The 23,096-nt window shown below is 58.1% G+C and carries 22 protein-coding genes; 15 read left to right on the top strand and 7 right to left on the bottom strand.

Annotation, left to right across the window (positions count from 1 at the left end; translation table 11 throughout):
* Positions 1 to 60 precede the first annotated feature (60 nt).
* The 3 genes from soil367_RS13285 (at position 61) to secB (ending at position 1,421) form a co-directional block, all read left to right on the top strand.
* A complete protein-coding gene (locus soil367_RS13285; protein ID WP_136549552.1) occupies positions 61 to 477 on the top strand; it encodes a rhodanese-like domain-containing protein in 417 nt (138 codons plus the stop codon).
* A gap of 88 nt (positions 478 to 565) precedes the next feature.
* Entirely contained in the window at positions 566 to 820 is a 255-nt protein-coding gene (grxC, locus tag soil367_RS13280; RefSeq protein WP_136549551.1) for a glutaredoxin 3, read from the top strand.
* 94 nt (positions 821 to 914) lie between these two features.
* Positions 915 to 1,421, top strand: a complete 507-nt coding sequence (secB, locus tag soil367_RS13275) for a protein-export chaperone SecB (protein ID WP_136549550.1) — start codon at positions 915 to 917, stop codon at positions 1,419 to 1,421.
* A 109-nt stretch (positions 1,422 to 1,530) separates the two neighbouring features.
* Here the strand turns inward: secB and trmL are convergent, their stop codons facing one another.
* From trmL to traF, 4 genes are all read right to left on the bottom strand, one after another.
* Complete coding sequence (trmL, locus tag soil367_RS13270; protein WP_136549549.1) at positions 1,531 to 1,995, bottom strand: tRNA (uridine(34)/cytosine(34)/5-carboxymethylaminomethyluridine(34)-2'-O)-methyltransferase TrmL; 465 nt, start codon at positions 1,993 to 1,995, stop codon at positions 1,531 to 1,533.
* Between the two features lie 11 nt (positions 1,996 to 2,006).
* Positions 2,007 to 3,185, bottom strand: coding sequence for an acetyl-CoA C-acetyltransferase (locus soil367_RS13265; RefSeq protein ID WP_136549548.1), 1,179 nt, complete (start codon positions 3,183 to 3,185; stop codon positions 2,007 to 2,009).
* Between the two features lie 122 nt (positions 3,186 to 3,307).
* Positions 3,308 to 4,477, bottom strand: coding sequence for a tRNA nucleotidyltransferase/poly(A) polymerase-related protein (locus soil367_RS13260; RefSeq protein WP_136549547.1), 1,170 nt, complete (start codon positions 4,475 to 4,477; stop codon positions 3,308 to 3,310).
* A 132-nt stretch (positions 4,478 to 4,609) separates the two neighbouring features.
* Complete coding sequence (gene traF, locus soil367_RS13255; RefSeq protein WP_136549546.1) at positions 4,610 to 5,875, bottom strand: conjugal transfer protein TraF; 1,266 nt, start codon at positions 5,873 to 5,875, stop codon at positions 4,610 to 4,612.
* Positions 5,876 to 6,210: 335 nt separating this feature from the next.
* Between traF and soil367_RS13250 the strand changes: the two genes are divergently transcribed.
* From soil367_RS13250 to soil367_RS13215, 8 genes are all read left to right on the top strand, one after another.
* Entirely contained in the window at positions 6,211 to 6,780 is a 570-nt protein-coding gene (locus tag soil367_RS13250) for an LPP20 family lipoprotein (RefSeq protein WP_246065301.1), read from the top strand.
* A 41-nt stretch (positions 6,781 to 6,821) separates the two neighbouring features.
* Complete coding sequence (locus tag soil367_RS13245) at positions 6,822 to 8,054, top strand: flagellar assembly protein T N-terminal domain-containing protein (RefSeq protein WP_136549545.1); 1,233 nt, start codon at positions 6,822 to 6,824, stop codon at positions 8,052 to 8,054.
* A gap of 231 nt (positions 8,055 to 8,285) precedes the next feature.
* Complete coding sequence (tkt, locus tag soil367_RS13240; protein ID WP_136549544.1) at positions 8,286 to 10,286, top strand: transketolase; 2,001 nt, start codon at positions 8,286 to 8,288, stop codon at positions 10,284 to 10,286.
* A gap of 90 nt (positions 10,287 to 10,376) precedes the next feature.
* A complete protein-coding gene (locus soil367_RS13235) occupies positions 10,377 to 11,456 on the top strand; it encodes a type I glyceraldehyde-3-phosphate dehydrogenase (RefSeq protein ID WP_136549543.1) in 1,080 nt (359 codons plus the stop codon).
* Positions 11,457 to 11,547: 91 nt separating this feature from the next.
* On the top strand, positions 11,548 to 12,708 hold the full coding sequence (locus tag soil367_RS13230; RefSeq protein ID WP_136549542.1) for a phosphoglycerate kinase: 1,161 nt from the start codon (positions 11,548 to 11,550) through the stop codon (positions 12,706 to 12,708).
* 125 nt (positions 12,709 to 12,833) lie between these two features.
* Positions 12,834 to 13,898 carry a class II fructose-bisphosphate aldolase gene (gene fba / locus soil367_RS13225; protein ID WP_136549541.1) on the top strand — a complete coding sequence of 355 codons (1,065 nt, stop codon included), beginning with the start codon at positions 12,834 to 12,836 and terminating at the stop codon, positions 13,896 to 13,898.
* A 198-nt stretch (positions 13,899 to 14,096) separates the two neighbouring features.
* Positions 14,097 to 14,831 (top strand): DUF481 domain-containing protein, encoded by a 735-nt coding sequence (locus soil367_RS13220; protein WP_136549540.1) that lies wholly within the window; start codon positions 14,097 to 14,099, stop codon positions 14,829 to 14,831.
* A 297-nt stretch (positions 14,832 to 15,128) separates the two neighbouring features.
* Positions 15,129 to 15,578: a hemerythrin domain-containing protein gene (locus soil367_RS13215; protein ID WP_136549539.1), complete on the top strand. Its 450-nt coding sequence runs from the start codon at positions 15,129 to 15,131 to the stop codon at positions 15,576 to 15,578.
* A gap of 79 nt (positions 15,579 to 15,657) precedes the next feature.
* Here the strand turns inward: soil367_RS13215 and ku are convergent, their stop codons facing one another.
* Positions 15,658 to 16,662 carry a non-homologous end joining protein Ku gene (gene ku, locus soil367_RS13210; protein ID WP_136549538.1) on the bottom strand — a complete coding sequence of 335 codons (1,005 nt, stop codon included), beginning with the start codon at positions 16,660 to 16,662 and terminating at the stop codon, positions 15,658 to 15,660.
* 361 nt (positions 16,663 to 17,023) lie between these two features.
* On the opposite strand from ku, the gene soil367_RS13205 reads away from it, so the two are divergent.
* The 4 genes from soil367_RS13205 to soil367_RS13190 all read left to right on the top strand — a co-directional run bounded on the left by soil367_RS13205 (position 17,024) and on the right by soil367_RS13190 (position 20,722).
* Positions 17,024 to 17,977, top strand: coding sequence for an esterase/lipase family protein (locus tag soil367_RS13205; RefSeq protein ID WP_136549537.1), 954 nt, complete (start codon positions 17,024 to 17,026; stop codon positions 17,975 to 17,977).
* Between the two features lie 69 nt (positions 17,978 to 18,046).
* A complete protein-coding gene (locus soil367_RS13200; protein ID WP_172962349.1) occupies positions 18,047 to 19,051 on the top strand; it encodes a lipase secretion chaperone in 1,005 nt (334 codons plus the stop codon).
* Positions 19,052 to 19,272: 221 nt separating this feature from the next.
* Positions 19,273 to 20,010 (top strand): oxygen-insensitive NADPH nitroreductase, encoded by a 738-nt coding sequence (nfsA, locus tag soil367_RS13195; RefSeq protein WP_136549535.1) that lies wholly within the window; start codon positions 19,273 to 19,275, stop codon positions 20,008 to 20,010.
* A gap of 157 nt (positions 20,011 to 20,167) precedes the next feature.
* Positions 20,168 to 20,722, top strand: a complete 555-nt coding sequence (locus tag soil367_RS13190; protein ID WP_136549534.1) for a hypothetical protein — start codon at positions 20,168 to 20,170, stop codon at positions 20,720 to 20,722.
* A 211-nt stretch (positions 20,723 to 20,933) separates the two neighbouring features.
* Here the strand turns inward: soil367_RS13190 and soil367_RS13185 are convergent, their stop codons facing one another.
* Both soil367_RS13185 and soil367_RS13180 read right to left on the bottom strand, forming a co-directional pair.
* Positions 20,934 to 22,142 (bottom strand): zinc-dependent alcohol dehydrogenase, encoded by a 1,209-nt coding sequence (locus soil367_RS13185; protein ID WP_136549533.1) that lies wholly within the window; start codon positions 22,140 to 22,142, stop codon positions 20,934 to 20,936.
* On the bottom strand, positions 22,139 to 22,855 hold the full coding sequence (locus tag soil367_RS13180) for an SRPBCC family protein (protein WP_136549532.1): 717 nt from the start codon (positions 22,853 to 22,855) through the stop codon (positions 22,139 to 22,141). Before soil367_RS13180 ends, soil367_RS13185 begins: the two co-directional genes overlap by 4 nt.
* Positions 22,856 to 23,096: the final 241 nt, after the last annotated feature.

Genomic DNA, 23,096 nt, shown 5'->3' with positions numbered 1-23,096 from the left:
GCTAGGACCCGCCGCGGCGCCTGTGTATAATTCCGCGCACAATTTACAGATGGTGTCGCAATGGAACGGGTAATCGAGTTTGCTACCAATCACTATATTCTCGTCATCAGCTTCTTTTCTTTGTTGGGACTGCTGCTGCTTTCGGAAACACGGCGGGCCGGGCGTAAGGTATCAGCCCAGGAGCTGGTAACGCTTCTGAACCGTGACGGCGCAGTTGTGGTTGACCTGCGAGACCGCAAGGAGTTTCGTGAAGGCCACATACGCGGGAGTATCAATATCCCGGTTGCCTCCCTGAAGGAGCGTGAGTCGGAGCTTACCAAACATGCTGATAAGCAGGTCGTGCTGGTGGACAAGGCAGGGCAGCACGCCGGTATCGCCAGCAAACAGTTGCGTAGCGCCGGATTTGAAAACGTGGTCCGTCTCTCCGGTGGCGTAATGGACTGGCGCGGTGCTAACCTGCCCCTGGTAAAAAAATAAAGCACTTCGCAAGAGGTCGGGGCGATAGCGCCGGGAATTTTCAACGAGGCAGTCACACAGGGATTGTTAGAGTCAGCAGGGGGTCACGATGAAACCGGTAACGATTTATACAACGCGCACCTGCCCATTTTGCATACGCGCAAAAGCTTTACTGGACGCCGAGAAGATCCCTTACCGGGAAATCGGCGTTGACGGAGACAGCAACGCCCGCGCCGAGTTGCGTGAAAAGTCGGGCCAGCGGACGGTCCCGCAGATCTGGATAGGCGACCAGCACGTCGGCGGGTGCGACGAGCTGTTTCAGGTAGCCAACCGGGGTCAGCTGCAAGCGCTGCTGGAAGACTGACAGCACTTGGCGCACGGCTTGCTCCCGCTGCCTGGTATCAATCGAGTTATATAATCAGTCCGAACCACTAACAATTCCAAGTCAGGGAGCTATCATGGCCGAGAATACTGATGCAACTGCTCAGCAGAACGACGACACTAAACCTCAGTTCGCGCTTCAGCGAATTTACGTTAAAGATATCTCGTTCGAATCCCCCAACGCGCCAGCGATTTTTCAACAGACCTGGCAGCCGAAAGTAAGCATGGATCTGAACAGCTCGTACACGAAAATCAGTGATACGCAGTATGAGGTGGTCGTTTCGCTGTCGATTACAGCGAAGATCGAAGAAAAGGTCGCCTACATTGTTGAGGTCCAGCAGGCGGGCGTGGTCATGATCAAGAACATTGAAGACGCGCAGCTGGGCCACATGCTCGGGGCCTACTGTCCCAACCTGCTGTTTCCGTATGCACGCGAGACGGTAGACGGCATGGTCAATCGTGGCAGCTTCCCGTCCCTGATGCTGGCGCCGGTCAACTTTGACCTGGTCTACCAGCAGTCCCTGCAACGCAAGCAGCAGGAACAAGCCGAGCAAGGCGCGGCTGAAGAAAAGCAGCCGCACTAAGCCCAAATCGGGGGCGGGCTGTCATCTGAGCCGGCTCCCGAACCTTCTTTAATGCACTCGCAGAGTCAGTAGCTTGACCAGTCGTCAATCTGTCGAGTCTTCAGCCTTTCTAGACGGCCCCCTCAAAACCGAGTTGACGCCAGGCTTCGTAGGCTACCAGTGCCACAGTGTTGGACAGGTTAAGGCTGCGGCTGTCCGTGCGCATGGGTACCCGCAATCGTTGTTCTGCCGGCAGGGCTTCGCGTATCTCAGCGGGAAGACCGCGAGTCTCAGGCCCGAACAACAAGCAGTCCCCGGCCTCAAACCGGGCGTTGTGGTAGTGCGTCGACCCTTTGGTGGTCAGCGCAAATATCCGCTTCGGTGAGGTTGTGCGAACGAATGCCTCGAAGCTGACATGCACCTGGAGGTCCGCAAACTCGCGGTAGTCCAGCCCCGCCCGGCGCAGTCGGCGGTCATCGACCTGAAAACCCAACGGTTCTATAAGGTGCAGTTGAAAGCCGGTATTGGCGCAGAGCCGGATAATGTTCCCGGTGTTGGGGGGTATTTCCGGCTCGTAAAGCGCTATGTGGATCACGGCGTTTCCGGTCAGCGCTCAATCGCCAGTGCTACACCCATTCCGCCGCCAATACAGAGCGTTGCGAGTCCTTTGGTGACGTCCCGCCGAATCATTTCATGAACCAGCGTTACAAGAATGCGACAACCCGATGCGCCAATGGGGTGACCCAGGGCAATGGCGCCGCCGTTCACGTTGACCTTGCTGGTATCCCATTCCAGGTCCCGGTTCACTGCAATGGATTGGGCGGCGAACGCCTCATTGGCTTCTATCAGGTCCAGGTCACCGAACCCCCAGCCTGCTTTCTGCAGACAAAGGCGCGTCGCGGGAACCGGGCCCGTGCCCATGATCTGTGGGTCAACGCCAGCATTTGAGTACGCCCGAATCGTTGCAAGTGGGGTTAACCCCAGCGCGTTCGCTTTTTCAGCGCTACACACCACCACAGCGGCAGCACCGTCGTTGAGCGACGACGCGTTGCCCGCAGTGACCGTGCCGTCCTTGCTAAACGCGGGCCGCATCTTGGCCAGGCCTTCGGCTGTTGTGCCAGGGCGGGGGCCCTCATCCTGGAACACCCGCACCGGGTCGCCTTTTCGCTGGGGCACCTCGACCGGCACGATCTCGTCGTCGAACCTGCCGGATTCCCTTGCCGCGGCTGCCTTTTGTTGGGACTGGGCAGCGAATTCATCCTGTTCCTCACGGCTGATGCCGTACTTGGACACGATATTTTCTGCGGTGATACCCATGTGGTAATCGTTAAAGGCATCCCACAGACCGTCCTGAATCATGGTGTCGACCATCGTCCAGTTACCCATGCGCTGACCCTTGCGGCTATTCGGCAATACATGGGGTGCCAGGCTCATGCTTTCCTGGCCGCCCGCTATGATCAGGTCGGCGTCGCCGCAGCGAATTGCCTGTGTGGCCAAATGCAGTGCCTTGAGGCCGGAGCCGCAAACCTTATTGATGGTCATGGCCGGGACCGCTTCGGGGAGGCCCGCACGAATAGATGCCTGGCGGGCTGGGTTCTGGCCGGCGCCGGCAGTGAGTACCTGGCCCAGTATCACTTCATCCACATCCGTGCCGGCGATGCCAGTTTCCTCGATCAGGGCGCGTATGACTGCAGATCCAAGCTGGTCAGCCCTGAGAGTGGCGAGTTCTCCACCGAAAACGCCGATGGCTGTACGTTTTGCTGCGGCGATGACGACATCACGCATGGGGCAGTCTCCGTCTGATTTAGTGGGCCGGGGTATTATACGGGAGCGTGAAAACAGGATCACGTGCGGATCGGCTACCGGTCTGTGCGGGTTGGTTGCGCAGGCCGTGGTTAGTAAGCTGCTCAGGCCGTGGTTATCAGCTGCTGGATTCGCGTGAGCCTTTCCTCATCAATAGCCTTTCCTACCGCTTTCCCGGTAAGGCCCTGATCGACGAAAGTTCTGGCATTCACCGCCTGGGCAGCAGCGAGCGCACGACGTAGCACATCGGCGGAAGGAAAGTCATCGGCGCCCGTGCGAACCCGGCCCTCGGCCTCGCAGACCTGGAGCAGCCGTTCAAGCCGGTCGGGGCGGCGCCAGGCATCGACCTGATCGAGCAGAGACAGTAGCGCGCCAGCATCCCGGGCGGCTGCCTGAGCTACATCCTCATGATGCCGGATGGCAAGGAGCGCCAGTTCCCGGCAGTCGTTAGGGATCTTGAGGCGATCGCAAAAGGCCTGCAGTGCAGTGGGCTCGAGCGCCATGGCAAGCGCCGCAAAACGAACGCTGGTCTCGTCACTCAGAGAGCTTGCACTGGTAAGCGTCCTCAGGGCCATGTCGCCGCGTTTTGATGAGTCAGCGCCAGTGCTACGGGGCCGGGCAACCGGTGGCTCGAACAGAGCATAGAGCTCGGGCATTACCGATGCCAGCGCGCCACTTTGCAGAAGCACTTCGAAGTAGGTCCGCGGGCTCTGCTCGTGCAATGCCCGCCGGGTTTCCTGCCAGATCCGTTCCGGGACGAGGTGCTCTGCTTCGCCTTGCTGCGCCATCTGGCGCATGAGATCGAGTGTCTCGGCGGCCACGGTGAATCCTGCCGGCGCAAGCCGGGCAGCAAACCTTGCGACCCGCAGGATACGTAAAGGATCTTCAGCGAAGGCCGGCGACACATGGCGCAGTATTCGCTGATGCAAGTCCTGCTTACCGTTGAAGGGGTCGACTAAAGTGCCATTTTCGGCTTCAGCCATGGCGTTGATCGTCAGGTCGCGTCGCTGAAGGTCCTGCTCGAGGGTAACGTCAGGGGAACTGAAGACCTTGAATCCGTGGTAGCCTTGGCCGGATTTACGCTCGGTACGGGCCAGGGCATACTCTTCATGGGTCTGTGGATGAAGGAAGACCGGGAAGTCGGCGCCAACCTGCTTGTAACCCAGAGAGAGCATCTCCTCCGGGGTCGCTCCAACCACAACCCAGTCACGGTCATGCACGGGCCTGCCCAGTAATCTGTCGCGAACGGCGCCGCCAACGAGGTAGATCTCCACGCGTGCTCCAGTGTCTGTTGTATATCGGGAGAGTATGGGGGGCAGCGGCTGACAAAAAAAGAGCCGGAATCTTCCGGCTCTTCAGACTGGTTACGCTGCAGCCTGGACGGCGCAGCTTGCAGAATCAACTGATCAGAACATGAACCCCAGCTCAGCACCGCCGCCAAGCTCGCCGTCGCCCAAGAGCGCCGCTAGCTCGAAACGCATGCCGAAAGGGCTGACCGCCAGACCTGCCGTGAGCTGGTTCTTTTCCGCAATCCCATCACTCGTACTGCTGTCATGGGCTATGTTGTGCCTGGCACCCGCGCGCAGCTGCGCTGAGTTAAAGACGTCTACTTCAGCCCCGACGGACAGCCACTGAGTGTCGTCCTCAAAACTGAAAGCTTCGTTCTTGGTCAGGTCCAGGTCGATTGCAAGGGTGTGCCAATCACTGCGGTGAGCCATGCCAACGGTCATCTGGGGGTTAAGCTCGACTTTTTGGTCGTTGACCGTCTTCAGCTCCATGGGGATCAGGTTGCGAATGGATGCGCCGGCAACCCACTGCTCATGCTCGCCGAAAGTATACGCAGCACCGATGTCCATGTTGAAGCCGTTCTTGGTGGTCTCCTGATCCTCGGCATCGAAGTCTTCATCATCAAACGCTGCAACGTTGGCGATGTAGTCAAAAGTACGAAGCTGGACGAATTTGGGGGAGACGCCGAGAGCCAGTGCGTTGCCTTTGATTTCGAATTCTCGTGAAAGAGTCAGGCCAACTTCAGCCATGGCGGCAGCGACAATACGACCCTGTGATCTGAGCTCGTAGTTGTTGCTAACTTGATCCTCATCGCCAGTGTCAATCAGCTCAATAGCACGGGAGCCGTCGATGATGCCTGAAAGGAAAGCGTCATCCTGGTCGGCATACTCTCCCCGAGCATTGGCTCGAAGGGATGCATCGGCAAAAACGCCAACGCCAAGAGCTTTTCCGGGCTTCTGAAACGATAGGGACAGGCCGACGTCGGCACGCATGGCGTCTTTGTTGAAGTCGCGTAACTGGGATTGCATGGTACGAGCGGCGTCGCGGGCATTTTCTGGAGAACCCCCGCTCTGGAACGACTCAACCGCTTCGTTGAACTGATCAATAGTGTCCTGGAGGTCATCCACCTGCCCGATGACGTCTTCATCGTCAGCCACGCGCGCGTTAAGCGAGGGCAGGGTGATATTGAAGTCATCCTGATTGTGCTTGTGCTGGATGCTCAACAGCGCCGGATTATAGAAGCTCGCAGAGGAAGGGCGGCCGGAGGCAACACCGGTGCCGCCCATAGCCAGTGCTCGTGCATCCGTAAACGCCGGAGGCGCGGCCTGGACGCTGCCAGCGGCTGCGATCAGACCGGTGAAAAGTGCAAGCTTGTTCAAACGCATTGTAGCCGTTTCCTGTAAATGGTTAGAGTCAACAACTTGTTAAAATAATGAAATGTTTTGGTAACTTATTTTAGTCAAGACCGGATTTTTTTGGGTTCCGAAACTGTAAATTTTTGTTGTGGCAGGCAAACGCTTATATGTCGCTGAGAACGGCGACAGGAGGGCGGCGGCAGTAAATTGCCGCCTGTGTACGAAATGACGCGAAATCCTGGAGGGGGTTAAGTCTCATCCTACTGAAAATAAATAAAAATCGCTTTGTGGCATGAGTATTTCATGAGATCGGGTATCGAAAGCCCGCAAAGTCCTCAGCTTTGTCCCGAACTCTGGAGTACGTAATGAAACCCAAGATAGGCCTGCTAACGGCAATGCTGCTGCTGTCTGCGCTGGCGGGTTGTGTTTTCTATGTGCCAGGCGCCTCTGGCCCCTCGCCCCACACCCAGAAATCGACAGATGCTGAGTTTGAGCGAATTACAGTTCGGGAGAGTGGGTTTGGGACCTTTGCCGATCTGAGCCTGCGACACGACACACGGGAACGGCTTAAGGCCCGCAGGGCCTCAAGGCTTGACGCCTACCGTAACCTGTCCGAGCGGGTCTATGGCAGCGTGATATACGGCGGGTCGACCGTTAACGACTTCGTGCTAGAGAACGATCGGTTTCGTGCCTACGTGGACGCCTATCTCCGGGGTGCCCGCATAATTGCGGTCAATGAGCACAGCGATGGCCTAATCGAAACCGTAATGGAGTTGACGCTAGAGCCAAGATTTCGTGACTGCCTCGCCCAGCTGTCGCCGCGCAATGTATCGCTGTGCTCCGAACCCATACCGGGTCTTAGCGGCGCATCCGGGGATGTCGAGACGCGCGCGCGGGCGAACGTCGACTCCCTGTATTTTCTGGGCGATCGCTGAGTTGGGCCCGTCCACGCATAACGTCACGCGCCGGAGAAATCATGAGGATTGAAGATACCCGATGGGGCGGCTGGCTTTTTCCGGCGGCCAATGTATTTCTGCTGGTGGCGCTGCTCCTTTCGGGGGGGGAGGCTCGGGCGGAATGGGTCCGCGCCACAGGGCAGTCTTTGGTTGAGTTCGGCGACGAACAGCAAGCGCTTGCCAGAGCCAAGGATGAGGCGCTCAGGGAGGCCGCCTTCAGACTCCAGGCGAGAGTTGCCAGTGAAGAGACCGTCGAGAACGGCGTGCTGACTGATTCACGCCTGACCGTGAGCAGCAAGGCTCGAGCGCGGGAAGTCCGGGTTGTCAGCGAGCGGTTCGAAGGCGACTACGCGCTGGTGACTATCGAAGCGGATATGGTTGAGAGCGGGCTTTGCGAAGGTTCTGAAGCCCAGGGTTTACGCAAGCGGGTAGCCGTCTCGGGCTTTCCCTTGGCCCATCCTTCGGGCGCAGAACTTGGCGGGCTGTACGATGCTGAGCGCGCGCTACCCGAGTATCTGTATCAGCGACTGCTTACAGGTGACAGTGTTGAGCCGCTGGCAATCACTCAACGCCAGCTTTATACGGACGTGCGCAATGCGCCGACGGTGGCGGAGGCTGACAACGCGCTGCACAGGTCGTCAGCCCTGGCACAAGAGCTGGATGTTCAATTCGTGGTGTCCGGGGTCATCCGTGATCTCGGGCCCGTTGATCCCGACGCTTGGGGTACTTCCATATTGGACAGGTGGAAGCGAGGTCTGGGGGTAGGTAACCGTGACCGGCGTTTTGCGCTTGATCTGGTGGTGCATGACGGATTCAGCGGCTCGCCCATCATGGAAAGACGTTACCAGACCCACGCTGAATGGGATGCTGTCAAAACGGCCAGCGTCGGCTTTATGTCTCCGGGATTTATGCAGACAGCCTATGGCCAGGCCGTCAAGACGCTGCTGGATCAGGCCGCGTCTGAAATTGGCTCAGAGCTGCGCTGCCAACCGTTTATGACCCGTATTACCCGGGTGGATGGGGATCAGATCTATGTGAACGCAGGCGCGGCCTCAGGCCTGCGCCCCGGGCAAGCGATGAGCATTTACCGGCGCTTCGAATTCCTCGATGCGCCCGGGAGTGGTTATGAGTTGCAGCCAACCCAGACTCAACTGGAGATAGATCAGGTGCATCCGGAGTTCGCCCGGGGCCGCCTGCCGGTCCAGGCTGGGCAGCGCAATATCCAGAAGGAGGATGTCGCGATTATCTGGTGATTGCTACCGACGGATCCCCGAGCTTTGCGTGCTGAAATAGCGTGGCTTGGCTTCAGAATCTACCGTAGTGAAGTTCCTCTGTTTACGCCTGCCTTGTTGCAGGCGTTTTTTTGGCAACTTTCAGGCAACTCTGATTTGCCCCGTTGCCCCGGAATCGGCGAAAATAGCCGCCCCTCGAAAGTAGAACCGTACCTTTCGGCTTATCTAAAGTAATGAGTGGAGAAACTCTGGATGCCCGCACGTAAAGATCTCGCCAACGCCATACGCGCCCTCAGCATGGACGCTGTGCAACAGGCTCAATCAGGACATCCGGGCGCGCCGATGGGCATGGCTGATATTGCCGAAGTTCTATGGAATGACTTCCTGGTTCACAACCCGGCCAATCCGGCGTGGGCCAATCGCGACCGCTTCGTGCTGTCGAACGGCCATGGATCCATGCTGATTTACAGCCTGCTGCATCTCAGCGGCTATGACTTGTCCATTGAAGATCTCAAGAATTTCCGCCAGCTTCACTCGAAAACGCCGGGCCATCCCGAGTACGGCTACACCCCGGGTGTGCAGACCACCACCGGGCCACTTGGGCAGGGCATTGCCAATGCCGTGGGCATGGCTATAGCCGAGCGAGCCCTCGCTGCACAGTTCAATCGCGGCGGCCATGAAGTTGTCGACCACTACACCTATGCTTTCCTGGGAGACGGCTGCCTGATGGAGGGCATTTCGCACGAAGTATGCTCCCTGGCGGGAACGCTGGGTCTGGGCAAACTGATCATGTTCTACGACGATAACGGCATCTCGATAGATGGCGAGGTCGAGGGCTGGTTCACTGACGACACACCCAAGCGGTTCGAGTCCTATGGATGGCAGGTGATCCCGGCCGTCGACGGCCACGATGGCGAAGCTATCCGGCAGGCGGTCGAGCAGGCCCGCTCCAATACCCGGCAGCCGACCTTGATTTGCTGCAAGACCATCATCGGCTTCGGCGCTCCCAACAAGCAGGGCACTGAAGCCTGCCACGGTGCGGCCCTTGGGGATATCGAGATCGCTGCGACCCGCGAGAACCTGGGCTGGACGCACGGGCCTTTTGAAATTCCGGAAGAGGTTTATCAAGGCTGGGATGCACGTCGAAGGGGCCGCGATGCAGAAGCCACCTGGGATGAAAAATTCGCCGCCTACGAAAAAGCATTCCCCGAGCTTGGCCGCGAACTCAAGCGGCGCCTGACTGGCGAGCTGCCAGCAGACTTTGCAAGCCAGGCTGACGCCTACATTGCAGAGCTCCAGGAAAAGGGCGAGACCATAGCCAGCCGCAAAGCCTCGCAGAACGCGCTCAACGCCTATGGCGCCCTGGTTCCCGAACTGATGGGTGGGTCAGCTGACCTGGCCGGTTCAAACCTGACCTTATGGTCGCAAAGTAAAGGTCTGACACGGGACGACGCCGCCGGCAACTACATCTATTACGGCGTCCGCGAATTCGGTATGAGCGCTATCATGAACGGTATCGCGCTACACGGCGGCTTCGTGCCCTACGGCGCGACATTCCTGATCTTTATGGAGTATGCCCGCAACGCCGTGCGAATGGCTGCGCTGATGAAGCAGCGTAGCATCTTCGTCTATACCCATGATTCCATCGGTCTGGGCGAAGATGGCCCGACGCATCAGCCTGTCGAGCAATTGGCCTCTCTGCGAACCACCCCGAACATGAGCGTCTGGCGTCCCTGCGACACTGTCGAATCTGCGGTCGCCTGGAAGGCCGCCATTACCCGGGCCGACGGTCCCAGCGCGCTTGTTTTTTCCCGCCAGGCGCTGGCGCATCAGGACCGGACGGAAGCTCAGGTTGCCGACATCGAGAAAGGTGCCTACATCCTGTCCGATAGCGAAGGTCAACCTGATCTGATCCTCATCGCAACCGGGTCAGAGGTGGGGCTCGCCCAAGACAGCGCTGCCACCCTTCGTACTAAAGGGCACAGGGTGCGTGTGGTATCCATGCCCTCGACTGATCGTTTCGACGCGCAGAGTCCCGAGTACAGACAAGCCGTGTTGCCCCTGGATATTGCCAACCGTATCGCTATCGAAGCCGGTATTGCCGACTACTGGTACAAGTATGTCGGCCTCGACGGTCGTATTGTCGGCATGACCAGTTTTGGCGAGTCGGCACCAGCAGGTGAGCTGTTCAACATGTTCGGTTTCACTGTCGACCACGTCGTAACTGTTGCAGAAGAGTTGCTGGAGGGCTGACGCCGACTATCGACCACCCGATCAGGTCTGCCAGCTCAAACATGTGCCGGCCAACCATTGATACATAGCGGCGAATCAGCAGGACATTCCATGGGCCCAGGGCCAGATAAAGCGTCAGGTCACATTGCCAGCAACAGGGGGTCGGATAAGTGCTTCCGGCTTGCGATTAACGGCTACGGCCGCATTGGCCAGGGTGTCCTTCGGGCTTTGTATGAGAATGGCTATCGGCAGGACTTTGCCGTGGTCGCTATCAACGAGCTTTCTGATCTTGAGACGATCGCCCACCTGACCCGGTATGACACCACCCACGGTCGATTCCCGGGCGAGGTGGCAGCAAGGGATGGCGCGCTGTGGGTCCAGGGTGATCGCATAGCGGTGAGTTCCGAGCCGGACGTAGGCAAACTGCCCTGGCAGGGTTTGGATATCGACCTGGTGCTGGAATGCACCGGGGCTTTCAGTGATCGGGAGACCGCGGAACTGCACCTGCGCCAGGGCGCCGCCCGGGTTCTGTTCTCCCAGCCGGCTGAGGCCGATGTCGATCGAACCGTCGTTATGGGCGTTAACGAAGCGTCTTTGCTGGGATCTGATCGCATTGTTTCAGCCGCCTCCTGTACCACCAACTGTATCGTGCCCGTCATTGATTGCCTTCACCGCGCCTTTGGCGTGAGGGAGGCAGCGCTGACCACGATCCACGCCGCCATGAATGATCAGCCGGTTATCGATGCCTATCACAATCGAGACCTGCGACGGACGCGCAGCGCCCTGGCCAATATCGTCCCGGTGGAGACCGGGCTCGCGCGCGGTATTGATCGGGTTTTGCCGGAGCTTACCGGACGATTCAGCGCCGTTGCGATGAGGGTACCTACGATCAATGTTTCAGCTATCGATATGACGGCGAACCTCGGTAGTGATGTGACGGTGGATAGGGTCAACGCCGTCCTGCGGGATATTGCCGCGGGCCCTCTGCACCACATCATGGGCTACACCGACGAACTTCTGGCCAGCCGGGACTTCAACCATGACTCGCGCTCAGTGATTGTGGATGGAGGCCAGACCCGGGTGAGTGGTAAGCGCATGGTGAAGGTGCTGTGCTGGTTCGATAACGAGTGGGGTTTTGCCAATCGTATGCTTGATCTCAGCCGCTACTGGCTGACGGGGAAAGGATACTGATGAGTTGTGTTTCGAAATGGAAACTTTGCTCTAGCGCGAATTCAGGCAAGAATGTCGCTTTTAATGGATTTATCAAGCCAAGGGTAAACTGATGACCATCAAGAAGATGACCGACCTGGACCTCAAGGGCCGGCGCGTACTGATCCGTGAAGACCTAAACGTACCGGTAAAAGATGGCGTGGTCACCAGTGCTGCGCGGATCCAGGCCTCCCTCCCGACCATAGTCAAGGCGCGCGATGCCGGTGCCCGAGTCATGCTGATGTCGCATCTCGGCCGTCCGGAGGAAGGGCAATTTGACGAGGCGGCCTCGCTCAAGCCGGTCGCAGACTACCTGAGCAAAGCATTGGGTCAGACGGTGCGTCTCGTACGTGACTATCTCGACGGGGTCGAAGTGGCCGAAGGTGAGGTCGTCCTGTTTGAGAACGTGCGTTTCAACAAGGGAGAGAAAAAGGACGACGAAGACCTCGCAAAGCGATACGCAAACCTCTGCGACCTCTACGTCATGGACGCCTTCGGTACCGCCCATCGTGCGCAGGCCTCAACTCACGGCGTCGCCCGGTTCGCGCCGGAGGCCTGTGCGGGACCGTTGCTGGCGGCCGAACTGGAAGCATTGGCCAAGGCTTTGGACAAGCCGGCCAAACCCGTCGTTGCCATAGTCGGCGGCTCAAAGGTATCGACCAAGCTCGACGTGCTCAATGCCCTGTCGCGCATCTGCGACCAGATCATCGTCGGCGGTGGCATTGCCAACACGTTTCTGGCCGCCGCCGGCCACGATGTCGGCAAGTCCCTGTGCGAACACGAACTGCTCGATAATGCCCGTAAAATTGCAGAGGCGGTGAATATTCCGCTTCCCAGCGATGTAGTGGTGGCCAAGGAGTTTTCCGAAACGGCCGAGGCGACCGTCAAGCTGATCGATGATCTGGACGCTGATGACATGATTCTCGACATCGGTCCGGACACGAGCATCCGCCTGGCAGAAATGCTCAAAGATGCCAAAACCATCCTCTGGAATGGTCCGGTCGGTGTGTTTGAAATCGAACAGTTCAGCAAGGGTACCGAAGCGCTTGCCCGGGCAATAGCCGAGAGCGAAGCATTCTCCCTGGCGGGCGGCGGGGATACTGTGGCCGCGGTTGACAAGTACGGCGTGAATGCGCAGATTTCCTATATCTCGACCGGCGGTGGCGCCTTTCTCGAATTTGTTGAAGGGAAGGAGCTGCCTGCGGTAGCCATCCTGGAACAGCGTGGCAGCTAAACCGACCTCAGCCCGGCGCCTCTATCCGGGGGTTCGGCCAAAGACCCCCGGCAGCCGGCCGACCTCATACACATACGGGACCACTGCAATTGCAGTGCTTCTCTCACTCGCTTAAGGAGAGCAACATGGCTCTGATATCAATGCGCCAGCTGCTGGACCATGCAGCGGAATACCAATACGGTGTGCCAGCCTTTAACGTCAATAATCTGGAGCAGATGCGCGCCATTATGGAGGCCGCCGACCAGACCGACAGCCCGGTTATCGTCCAGGCGTCAGCTGGGGCACGAAAGTACGCTGGGGCACCGTTCCTGCGCCATTTGATTCTTGCCGCAATCGAAGAGTTTCCCCATATCCCCGTGGTCATGCACCAGGACCACGGCACCAGCCCTTCCGTGTGTCAGCGTTCGATTCAGCTGGGATTCTCGTCGGTCATGATGGACGGCTCCCTCGGCGAAGACGGCAAGACCCCGACCGATTACGACTATAACGTTCGCGTTACCCGGCAGACTGTCGACATGGCCCACGCCTGTGGTGTTTCCGTGGAAGGTGAGCTGGGTTGCCTGGGGTCTCTGGAAACGGGCATGGCGGGTGAAGAGGACGGCATCGGTGCTGAAGGGAAGCTGGATCACACCCAGATGCTCACTGACCCGGAAGAAGCGGCCGACTTCGTCAAGCGCACCCACGTCGATGCCCTGGCCATTGCTATAGGCACCAGTCATGGGGCTTACAAGTTCACCAAGCCACCGACGGGTGACACGCTTGCCATAGAGCGGATAAAGCAGATCCACGCGCGGATCCCAGACACGCATCTGGTCATGCATGGTTCGTCATCCGTCCCGCAGGACTGGCTCAAAATCATCAACGACAACGGTGGCAAACTGAACGAAACCTACGGTGTGCCTGTTGAAGAGATTGTAGAGGGCATCAAGCACGGCGTCCGCAAAGTGAATATCGACACTGACCTTCGGCTGGCTTCAACCGGATCTATCCGCCGCTTCATGGCGCAGAACCCCGCAGAGTTTGATCCTCGCAAGTACCTCAAGGAATCGGTCAAGGCCATGAAGGACATTTGCGTCGCGCGCTACGAGTCCTTCGGCACGGCTGGTAACGCCAGCAAGATCAAACCAATCAACCTCGAGAGAATGTTCGAACGCTACGCAGCTGGCGAGCTGGACCCCAAGGTCAAGTAATCCCGGCCCCTCCGGGGAGTTAAATAGTCCAGAGGCGGGTTTGGTACGCGACCGTCTCTGGATGCTCAGCCATTTCCGCTCGTACTCCGCTACTATCCCGCTCAGCTTGCAGGCTTCTGCCAACTGTTCACTTTTCTGCAGCAGTAGTAAAGAACTCGTGTGCCCGAGCCCCATCTTCATAAAGCAGAGGAATTTTCGATGACCAAGCGGCTATCGCCCGTTCTATTCGGTTTAATGGTAATTGCCACCACGACCGCAGCGGCTGACCCAGGCCAATGGACCGGGCAGGCAGAGGTGGGTCTCCTGATGACCACCGGTAACTCGGAAGAAACCAACCTAAAGGGCGCCCTCGACCTGACCCAGGACCTTGAGCAGTGGCGCACCAACTATGAAGCCGCGGCACTTTACTCCGAGTCCGAGGAGACCACGACCGCGGAGCGATACCGGCTCGCCGCTCAAGGGGACTATAAGCTGGACGAACGACAATTCGTGTTCCTGCGCGGTGCCTATGAGGATGACCGGTTCTCGGGCTATGACTTCCAGTCATCCGCGACCGGCGGTTACGGCAATCGTATCTGGACCCGCGGGGACGCCTCTTTTCTGGAGCTGTCCGCAGGCGTCGGTTACCGCTACAACCGCCTGGATGAGGTTAATAGTGATGGAGAGGACGCTGAAGACGAAGCAATCGCCCGATTGGCGGCGCAGTTTGATTACGAGCTGACGCCGACGTCTCTCTTTCATCAGGAGCTGGGCAGCGAAATAGGCCTTGAGGAGAATAGCGTCCTTTCTGTATCGGAAACGTCCATACAGGCCAAATTTCTCAATGACTACGCGCTCAAAGCCGCATATCGCATCGAGCACAATTCAGATGCGCCGGCCGGATCGGAAAGTGTGAATACTGAGGCAGCCTTTACCATGCTTTACACCTTCTGAACTCGGCAGTGACCACGCGGCTTAATAGCCGGCGCGTCATTTCGTGCCAGTTCAGTCTCATTTCATCGGCAAAATTTACAGGCAGGGTGAAGCATTTCCCGCCGTGGGTTCATCGCCAGGAACTGCGCTGCCCCTAACCGGCGGGCCTGCGAGGGTTTGGGCTTTTGGCATAGAACTAGCTTGAGTCTGTGTTGAATCTCGCGATTGGTTCCTGCCGGGCGCAGCCCGAGTATGAAAAGAAGCCTGCAGGCAAACCTCTATCGCTGAAAATCTGCAACCAGAGCAAGGAGAGGCTAAATGGCAAACGCAGTGGAACTGCTGGTCAAAGACCACGAAAAAATGAAGACGCTTTTGGGGGATCTTCTAAAGTCTGACAAATCGGCAAGCGAAAGGACCGAGTTACTGGGAAAGGTACAAAAGGAGCTGAGCGTGCATACCCAGATAGAGGAGGAGATATTCTATCCTGCCTTTGCTGACGAGAAGTCGCCTGCCTCCAAGAAGAAAATGTACCACGAAGCCAAGGAAGAACACCGGGCGGTGGAAAAGCTTGTGATTCCCGACCTCAACGATACAGCGCCGTCGACCATGGAGTTCATGGGGCGCGCAAAGGTGCTCAAGGAACTGGTCGAGCACCACATGGAAGAGGAAGAAGAAGAGATGTTCAAAATGGCCGAAGAAACCATGACCGAGGATCAGCTCAAAGAACTCGGTCAGAAGATGGCCGCCCGGAAAAAAGAATTGCAGTGACCGGGTTCACCCGGCGCGGGGAGTAACCGACGGCCGGTCCGGTGCCAGGCGCCGGATCGGCCACTTCCGTCAAAGCCCCCTATGATGTTTTGCGCTTGCTCGTCGTGCCTGCCGTTGCGTCCGCTTTGTTATCCTTTGTCTGCTTCCTGGCCGTCCCGGTCGTCGCCCGCTTTGATCCTGAAGCTGACTTCCTGGCACCCGATGCGGCCTTTCCCGAACCGGTTTTACCTGACTTTGTTCCGGTATCCGAGTCACCGTTGGATTTGCGGCTGGTCTTCCCGGGTGCCTTGGGCTTCGAGTTCTTTTCCAGGCTCTTACGTAGCAGATCCTGCAGGTCCACAACATTGCTGCTCGGTTCCGGCTGGTCGGACTTCTTGCTCTTTTTGGGCTTGGCCTTACTGACTTTCTGTTCGACGTACTCAAGCAAACGCTTGCGATACTCGTCGTGGTAGTCCTCTGGATCCCATTCGGTCTTCATCGAGTTGATGAGGTCCATCGACATTTTCAGCTCCTTATCGGAGATCCGGTAATCTGAAACGTCGCCAGCGGGAAAGTTATAGTTGTCCAGCGCGCGGACTTCTTCGCAGAAGCGAAGTATGTTGAGTATCAGGGCGTCGTCGTAAGGTATCACCGCGGCCAGGTGATTACGGGTACGGATGACGACGCGGGCGATGCCGATCATACCGCTCTGTTTGAGAGATTCCCGAAGGAGCACATAGCCTTTCTCGAACTTTTTCTGCGGAACCAGATAGTAGGGCTTTTCATAAAAACGGGGATCCAGGTCGGTCGCGTCAATGAAAGACTCCAGCTCGACGTTATTGTTGGCTTCGGTCAGAAACTCCTTGAGCTCGTCCTGGTCAATCTTTACGTAGTTGTCCTTGTCGTACTCGTAAGCTTTGACAATCTCATTCCAGGGCACTTCGTCCCCGGTCTCCTCATTGACACGCTCATACCGAACCCGGGCGTCATTACGGCTGTCCAGCATCCTCAACTTGATATCGTTGCGTACTTCGCCTGAATACAGCGTTACCGGTACGTTCAGAAGACCAAACGAAACCTGTCCCTTCCAGATAGCCTGAGCCATTGCCGCCTCCCTGTGTTGATGCGTCCAGCACATCAATCTGCGTCCCTTAAGCCGCTTATGCAAGCCATTTAGTGGCATTGAACGTGACTTTTTGCCGGCTCCGCCCCCGAAACAAACTGAACCCAGGGGAGCGAAAAGGACGAGCCCGGGTTTTCTTTAACTGTGTACTGGACGACATTTTTGCCCCAGACGTGGCGATATTATGCATATGCGTTCACTTGTTTGTAGCTGGATCATTCCGGCGCGGTTTTTCACAGGCCCTGCCGGTGGCTCTTCAATAACTGATACGCACTAATACCTGATACACACTAATAACTAGAACACGGGCCCTGCCGGTTGTCGGGCTCCAGGAGACGGAAAGATGACAAAAACAACAAAATGTGCCAAGGGTGCACTGGTCGGGCTTGTTCTCGGTGCTTTTGCCGCAACGCCGGCTCAGGCATTTTTTTTCGGTAGCAAGACCTCAAACTACACCCAGACCGACTACCCGATTGTGCTTGTGCATGGCCTGTTCGGTTTCGATACTATCGGCCCGGTGGACTACTGGCACCGCATCCCCAGCGCCTTGCGTGAGGACGGCGCGGATGTCTACGTAGCCCAGGTATCAGCAGCCAACAGTACCGAGGTACGGGGCGAACAGTTGCTGGCTCAGGTTGAGGAAATCCTGGCGATTACCGGCGCCGAACGGGTCAATCTGATCGGTCACTCCCACGGCGGCCCAACGATCCGTTATGTTTCGGGCGTAAGGCCTGACCTCGTCGGGTCAGTGAGTAGCGTGGCTGGGCCACACAAAGGATCGGATGTGGCTGATCTGATCGGCGGCGTGGCCCCGGCCGGAGGACCTGCCGAAGCAGTTGTGGCCAGTGTGGTCAACGGCTTCACCGGCCTGATTGACCTGATGTCTGAGGGTGGCTTCGACCAGGATTCCGCCAGTGCGCTGTATTCGCTGAGTAGCTACGGGTCTGAGGAGTTCAATGCGCAGTTTCCGGCTGGCATCCCTGCCGCCTGTGGGGACGGCGACCATATCGTTGACGGGGTGCGCTATTACTCCTGGAGTGGGACCGGCGTTCTGACCAATGCCCTCGACCCCAGCGACCTACTGCTCGGCTTGACGTCTCTGGCGTTCGTGGGCGAGAAAAACGACGGTCTGGTCGGCCGCTGCAGCTCCCACCTGGGTAAAGTCATTCGCGATGATTTCCGTCAGAACCACCTCGACGAAGTTAACCAGGTTTTAGGACTTTACGCGCCCTTCACCACCAGCCCCGTGTCGGTTTACCGACAGCATGCCAATCGCCTGAAAAACACCGGGCTCTGATCGTTGGGAAAACGCAGGCAGACGGGGGCAGGAGGAGCAGTGCGGCCAGGGGCAAAGATTCATACCAGGGTGAAATTGTACCTGGGCCTGGTCGCGGCCTCGGCCCTGGTTGCTGTGGTGGTGGGGTTCTGGCCCGAAACAGACCAAGGTACTGAACTGCCGGAAGTTTCGTCCCAGGAATCCTCTCCGCCGCCCGCGCTTCGGAGCCCGCAAATCTCAGGACAGGGCGGCGCTGCCACGGAGTTCGCGCCCCTGCCTTCCCACGAAAATACCGATGTCGACGGTGGCGTCGTGGTTGACGCCGACGGCAAGGTCGTACCGGAACGCGGACTGCGGCGACTGTTCGACTATTTTCTGACCGGGATCGGCCGCGAGGATATTGCAGGTCTGCGCCAGCGGCTTGCTGCCTTTCTGGCCCAGCGGGACCTGCCAGAAGACGTACAGGAGCAGGTGCTCGCGCGATTCGATACCTACATCGAATATCAGCACCAGCTAGGCGATGTCGAGCCGCCGTCAGATGCTGTTGAGGATATGCTGCGTGCTTTTCAGGAACGTCGTGACCTGCGGGTCAGCGTGCTCGGTCGCGAGACGGCAGATGGATTCTTTGGCCGGGAGGAGGCAGAGGACCGGTATGTGCTGGCGATGAAAGCGTTAAGTGAAGCGGATCACCTCTCGGCCGAGGAAAGACAGGCCCGGCAAGAGGTACTGGAGCAGCGTCTGCCGGCAGACATAAGAGCGGCACGCGAGCGTTCTGCAGTTGCGGTAACCCTGCAGGAAAAAACCCAGAGACTTCGTGACTCCGGCGCGACTGAAGCGGAGCTATGGCGCATGCGCGAAGAAGTCGTTGGCCCTGAGGCAGCCGCACGGCTGGCATCGCTGGACCAAGGGCGGGAACAGTGGCAGGAGAGAGTTTCAGTTTATCGGAAGGAGCGCGACCGGTTGCTGACACTGGAAGGCCTCGCGCCTGAAGACAGACAAGCCGCCGTGGACCGGCTGATCGAGCAGCACTTTGAGGCTCATGAGGTGAGACGTGTACGAGCGCTTGATCGCATGGAAGCTGGCACCGCGCCGTAGGCGCAAACCGGCAAACCCGGGCACGCGTTCTGTACCCCAGTGCCCCGTACCGAAGCGTAGCCGATTATTGCAGGTCGTACCCGAGGGAAGCCCTCTAGACGGGCCTGCTTCTGGCTGCGTTTCGCCGTTTACAACAGCGTCTTAATGAAGGGAGCCTTGGGCGGAGCGTCGATATAAGGTAGGTTTAGGGGCAGCCAGAATCCTTAGCCAGGCCTTACTTTATGAATGCTGTAATCGAACTGCTGAAATCTCACCGCTCCATCCGCAAGTTCACGGATCGCAAGATCGAGACATCCCTGTTTCATGACATTATCCGGGCCGGCCAGAGCGCCGCGACCTCCAGTCACGTGCAGGCCACCACCGTTATCCACGTCAAAAATCCCGCGACCCGCCAAAAAATAGCCGAGCTTGCGGGCGGGCAGCCCTACATCGCCAGCTGTTCGCATTTCCTCGTATTCTGCGCCGATCTGAAGCGGATCTACGACGCCTGCGAGCGCGAAGGGACAGCGGTGAAAGAAGGGATGACTGAGCAGTTTATCATCGCCACCGTCGATACAGCACTTATGGCCCAGAACGTTGCTGTGGCTGCGGAGTCTGCTGGCCTGGGCATTTGTTACATCGGCGGTATCCGCAACAATCCGGCTGAGATCAGTGAGTTGCTCCAGCTGCCCAGGGATGTCTATCCCGTCTTCGGCTTCTGCATGGGCTATCCCGACCAGAATCCTGAGGTCAAACCGCGCTTGCCGTTAGAAACAATTCTCAAGGAAGACGCGTACCAGGACGAAGGCGACATTGGCCAGATAGCCGCGTTCGACGAGACCATGCAGGCCTACTACCAGAGCCGTAGCAGTTCAAACAAAAGCTCTAACTGGACCGAGCAGATGAAAGTACTTTTTACTGAAAAGTCGCGCCCACACATGCGCGAATTCCTGCGCCAACGCGGTTTCGACATGAAGTAACCCGGTTGAGACAACGGAAGTCTGCACGAACGGTAATGGGTTCTTGGGCATGGTTGGGCGACACTGAAGCGACAAGCGCCAAGGATCTGCTCGAAGCGGGCGGAGGCATTGCGCGCAATACTGCAAGCACAACGAACGCCACGTACCAGGAGAAATCATGGAGATGCCAGAGCAGGCTCGGCGCCACCCAGCTATCAGGAACATGCTGTTCTCGGGCACCGCAGGTGCCGCGGCAGTTTGCGGGGCTATTGCTATTCTTGGGCGCACCGACTCGGGCAGCGCCCTGGCGCCCATCAACGCGTCCTCCCATATCTACTGGGGCCCAGAAGCGGGAGAGGTCGAACAGCCGACGCTTGCCCAAACTGTGCCCGGATTGGCGATCAACATCGGTGCGTCCTTCTGGTGGGCGATGGTGTTCGAGCTGACGTTCGGGCGAAAGCTGGGGCAGGGCGACGGTCAGATCAGTTTCACCAAGGCAATCGCAGGCGGGCTGGCCACAGCCGGTCTGGCGTATATCGTGGACTACAAGCTGGTGCCAAAACGATTAACGCCAGGGTGGGAGCAACGCCTGTCCGGCGGTTCAGTACTGGCTGGGCTGGCCGCGCTCGGCCTTGGTATCGGCGCAGGGGCCTACCTTGCCCGACAGAGTTCGCACGAGGTCAGCTCGCATGATGGCAGGTTTGCGGGACAGCAGGATCTCGGGGCGATTTGACGTCACGAGCCGCTCAATGGCCGCGCGGAATCTTCTAAGGAACGCGTGATCGTGTTTGCGGACTTTGGCTCAAGCCTGAGCGTAGGCACTTGGGTGGGCATATTACGATATGGCTTTTGTCGAGGTGCAGGTCCTGTAGTGCGGGCAGGCTCCACCGGTTAAACTAGTGCAGGCAGGCTCCACCGGTTAAACCGGCGAAGCCTGGAACCCGTTAAATGGCTGAGGCCAACTCGCTTCGGCCGGGCTTCATGACCACCTTGGTACAGCCGTCTGTCTTGTCCCGGAACATCTTGTACGCGGCAGGTGCATCATCTAGCGTCAGCTTATGGCTGATCAGGAAGCTCGGGTCAATCTCGCTGGCTTCAATCCGATCCAGCAAGGGCTTCAGGTAGCGATGAACGTGTGTCTGGCCGGTCTTGAGCGTCAGCGCCTTGTTCATGAATGCGCCCATCGGGACCTTGTCGATAAAGCCCCCAAAAACACCCGGTAGCGAGACAGTACCGCCTTTACGACAGGCGAGCATGGACTGGCGCAGCGCGCTAGGCCGACCGGTTTCCATCATCAGCGCCTGTTTGGTCTTGTCGTAGGCGTGTTCAATGCCCATACCATGAGATTCCATGCCGACCGCTTCGATACAGCTGTCGGGCCCGCGGCCGCCGGTCATGGTGCTGAGCGCATCAACCAGCTCGAGGGTGTTGTTGAAATCACTGGTGCGTAAAACGTCGACATTCTTGCGCTGTTTTGCAAGCTCCAACCGTTCCGGTACGTCATCGATAGCGATAACCCGCTCCGCACCGAGCATCAGCGCACTGGCGATGGCGAAAAGCCCGACCGGTCCGCAACCCCATACCGCGACCACATCGCCGGGTTGGATATTGCAGTTCTCCGCGGCCATATAGCCGGTCGGAAAGATGTCGGTCAGAAACAGGACCTTGTCGTCGTCCAGATGTTCGGGAACCTTCATGGGGCCTACATCGGCGTAGGGCACGCGCACATACTCTGCCTGCCCCCCGGCATAGCCGCCGACCATGTGTGAGTAGCCGAACAAACCTGCCGGGGAATGTCCCCACATTTTTTCGGCTACCGCCGTGTTCGGGTTGGAGTTGTCGCACAAAGAGGTCAGATCTTTCTTACAGAAGAAACAGCTTCCGCAAGAGATCGTAAAGGGCACAACAACACGGTCGCCAATTTTCAGGTTAGTCACCTTGGACCCCAGCTCTACCACTTCACCCATGAACTCGTGGCCGATCACATCGCCCTTTTGCATGGTAGGTATATAGCCATCGTAAAGGTGCAGGTCTGAACCGCAGATCGCGGTTGAAGTCACCTTGATAATGGCATCGCGTGGGTTGATGATTTCGGGGTCCGGAATATTGTCGACCCTGACGTCTTTTGATCCATGCCAGCAGACAGCCTTCATGAGGTTCTCCTTCCCTGAGAGGTGGTGATATTGGTGGGGATCTCGCCGGTTTCCAGGTACGCCTTGAGATGCCGGAGGTTCTGCTTGATCAGCTCTTTGCTGAGCCCCTGCAGAAAGTGCCCCGCGATCGCACCCGCGTTGCCGCCTGGAGGCTCAAAGTACATCGAAACGTGGATTTCGGTGCCGCGTTTACCCGGCGCTTCATTGAAACGCACTTTACCCCAGTTGGGCATCTCGGAGCCTTCCACCGAGTGCCAGGCGATACGCTTGTCGGGGACGTCTTCGGTGACCTCGGCGTCCCATTCAAGGGTATGCCCTGAAGGTGCTTTCACCACCCAGTGACTGATCTTGTCGCCACGGGGCTCGACACTGTCGAGGAAGCTCATGATCTGTGGCAATCGGGTGAAGCCCTTCCAGAACTTGTAGAGCTCACTGGCGGGCTTGTCTATGGTCACGGTGCTGATGAGGTGAACCTCGCGCTGGGGCCGGGCCGCTTCCAGGAGCCGGCGGGGCGCGGAAGTATTGGCAATGCCCTGGTAAGCGAGCACGCCACCAAGGACGCCCATGAGCAGCCCGCTGGCACCACCGCTACGGTAGCCTGCGTAGGTGGCGAGACCACCTCCAGCCAGGCAGGCCCAGCGCGTAAGATCATTCATGGTTTGATCAGAAAGGGAGTCGGGGTGGGTTAATGCCTGCAATCCCGTACTGGCCATATCGTGCCTCCTTGCTCATTGGCGAATGTACAGCTATCTGGCGTGGCGAAGAGTCTTACTTGCGAATTCACAGCGGCTCGCAATACAGCTGGGAAACATGTTGGAGCGGTTGGGCCTCTGAAATCAACCGGCTACGCTTACCATCAGGACATGATCGTCCGCCCCTGGGGGCCTGGGACCAACATAAGCCGCTTCAAAGCGTGGGAGCTGATGCTGTTCCTGCGCATGCCATGCAGGCGTC

The organism is Hydrocarboniclastica marina (genome assembly GCF_004851605.1).
Classification (GTDB): domain Bacteria; phylum Pseudomonadota; class Gammaproteobacteria; order Pseudomonadales; family Oleiphilaceae; genus Hydrocarboniclastica; species Hydrocarboniclastica marina.
Note: the sequence above shows the minus strand (reverse complement) of the source record. Positions and strands in the feature narration are given on the sequence as shown.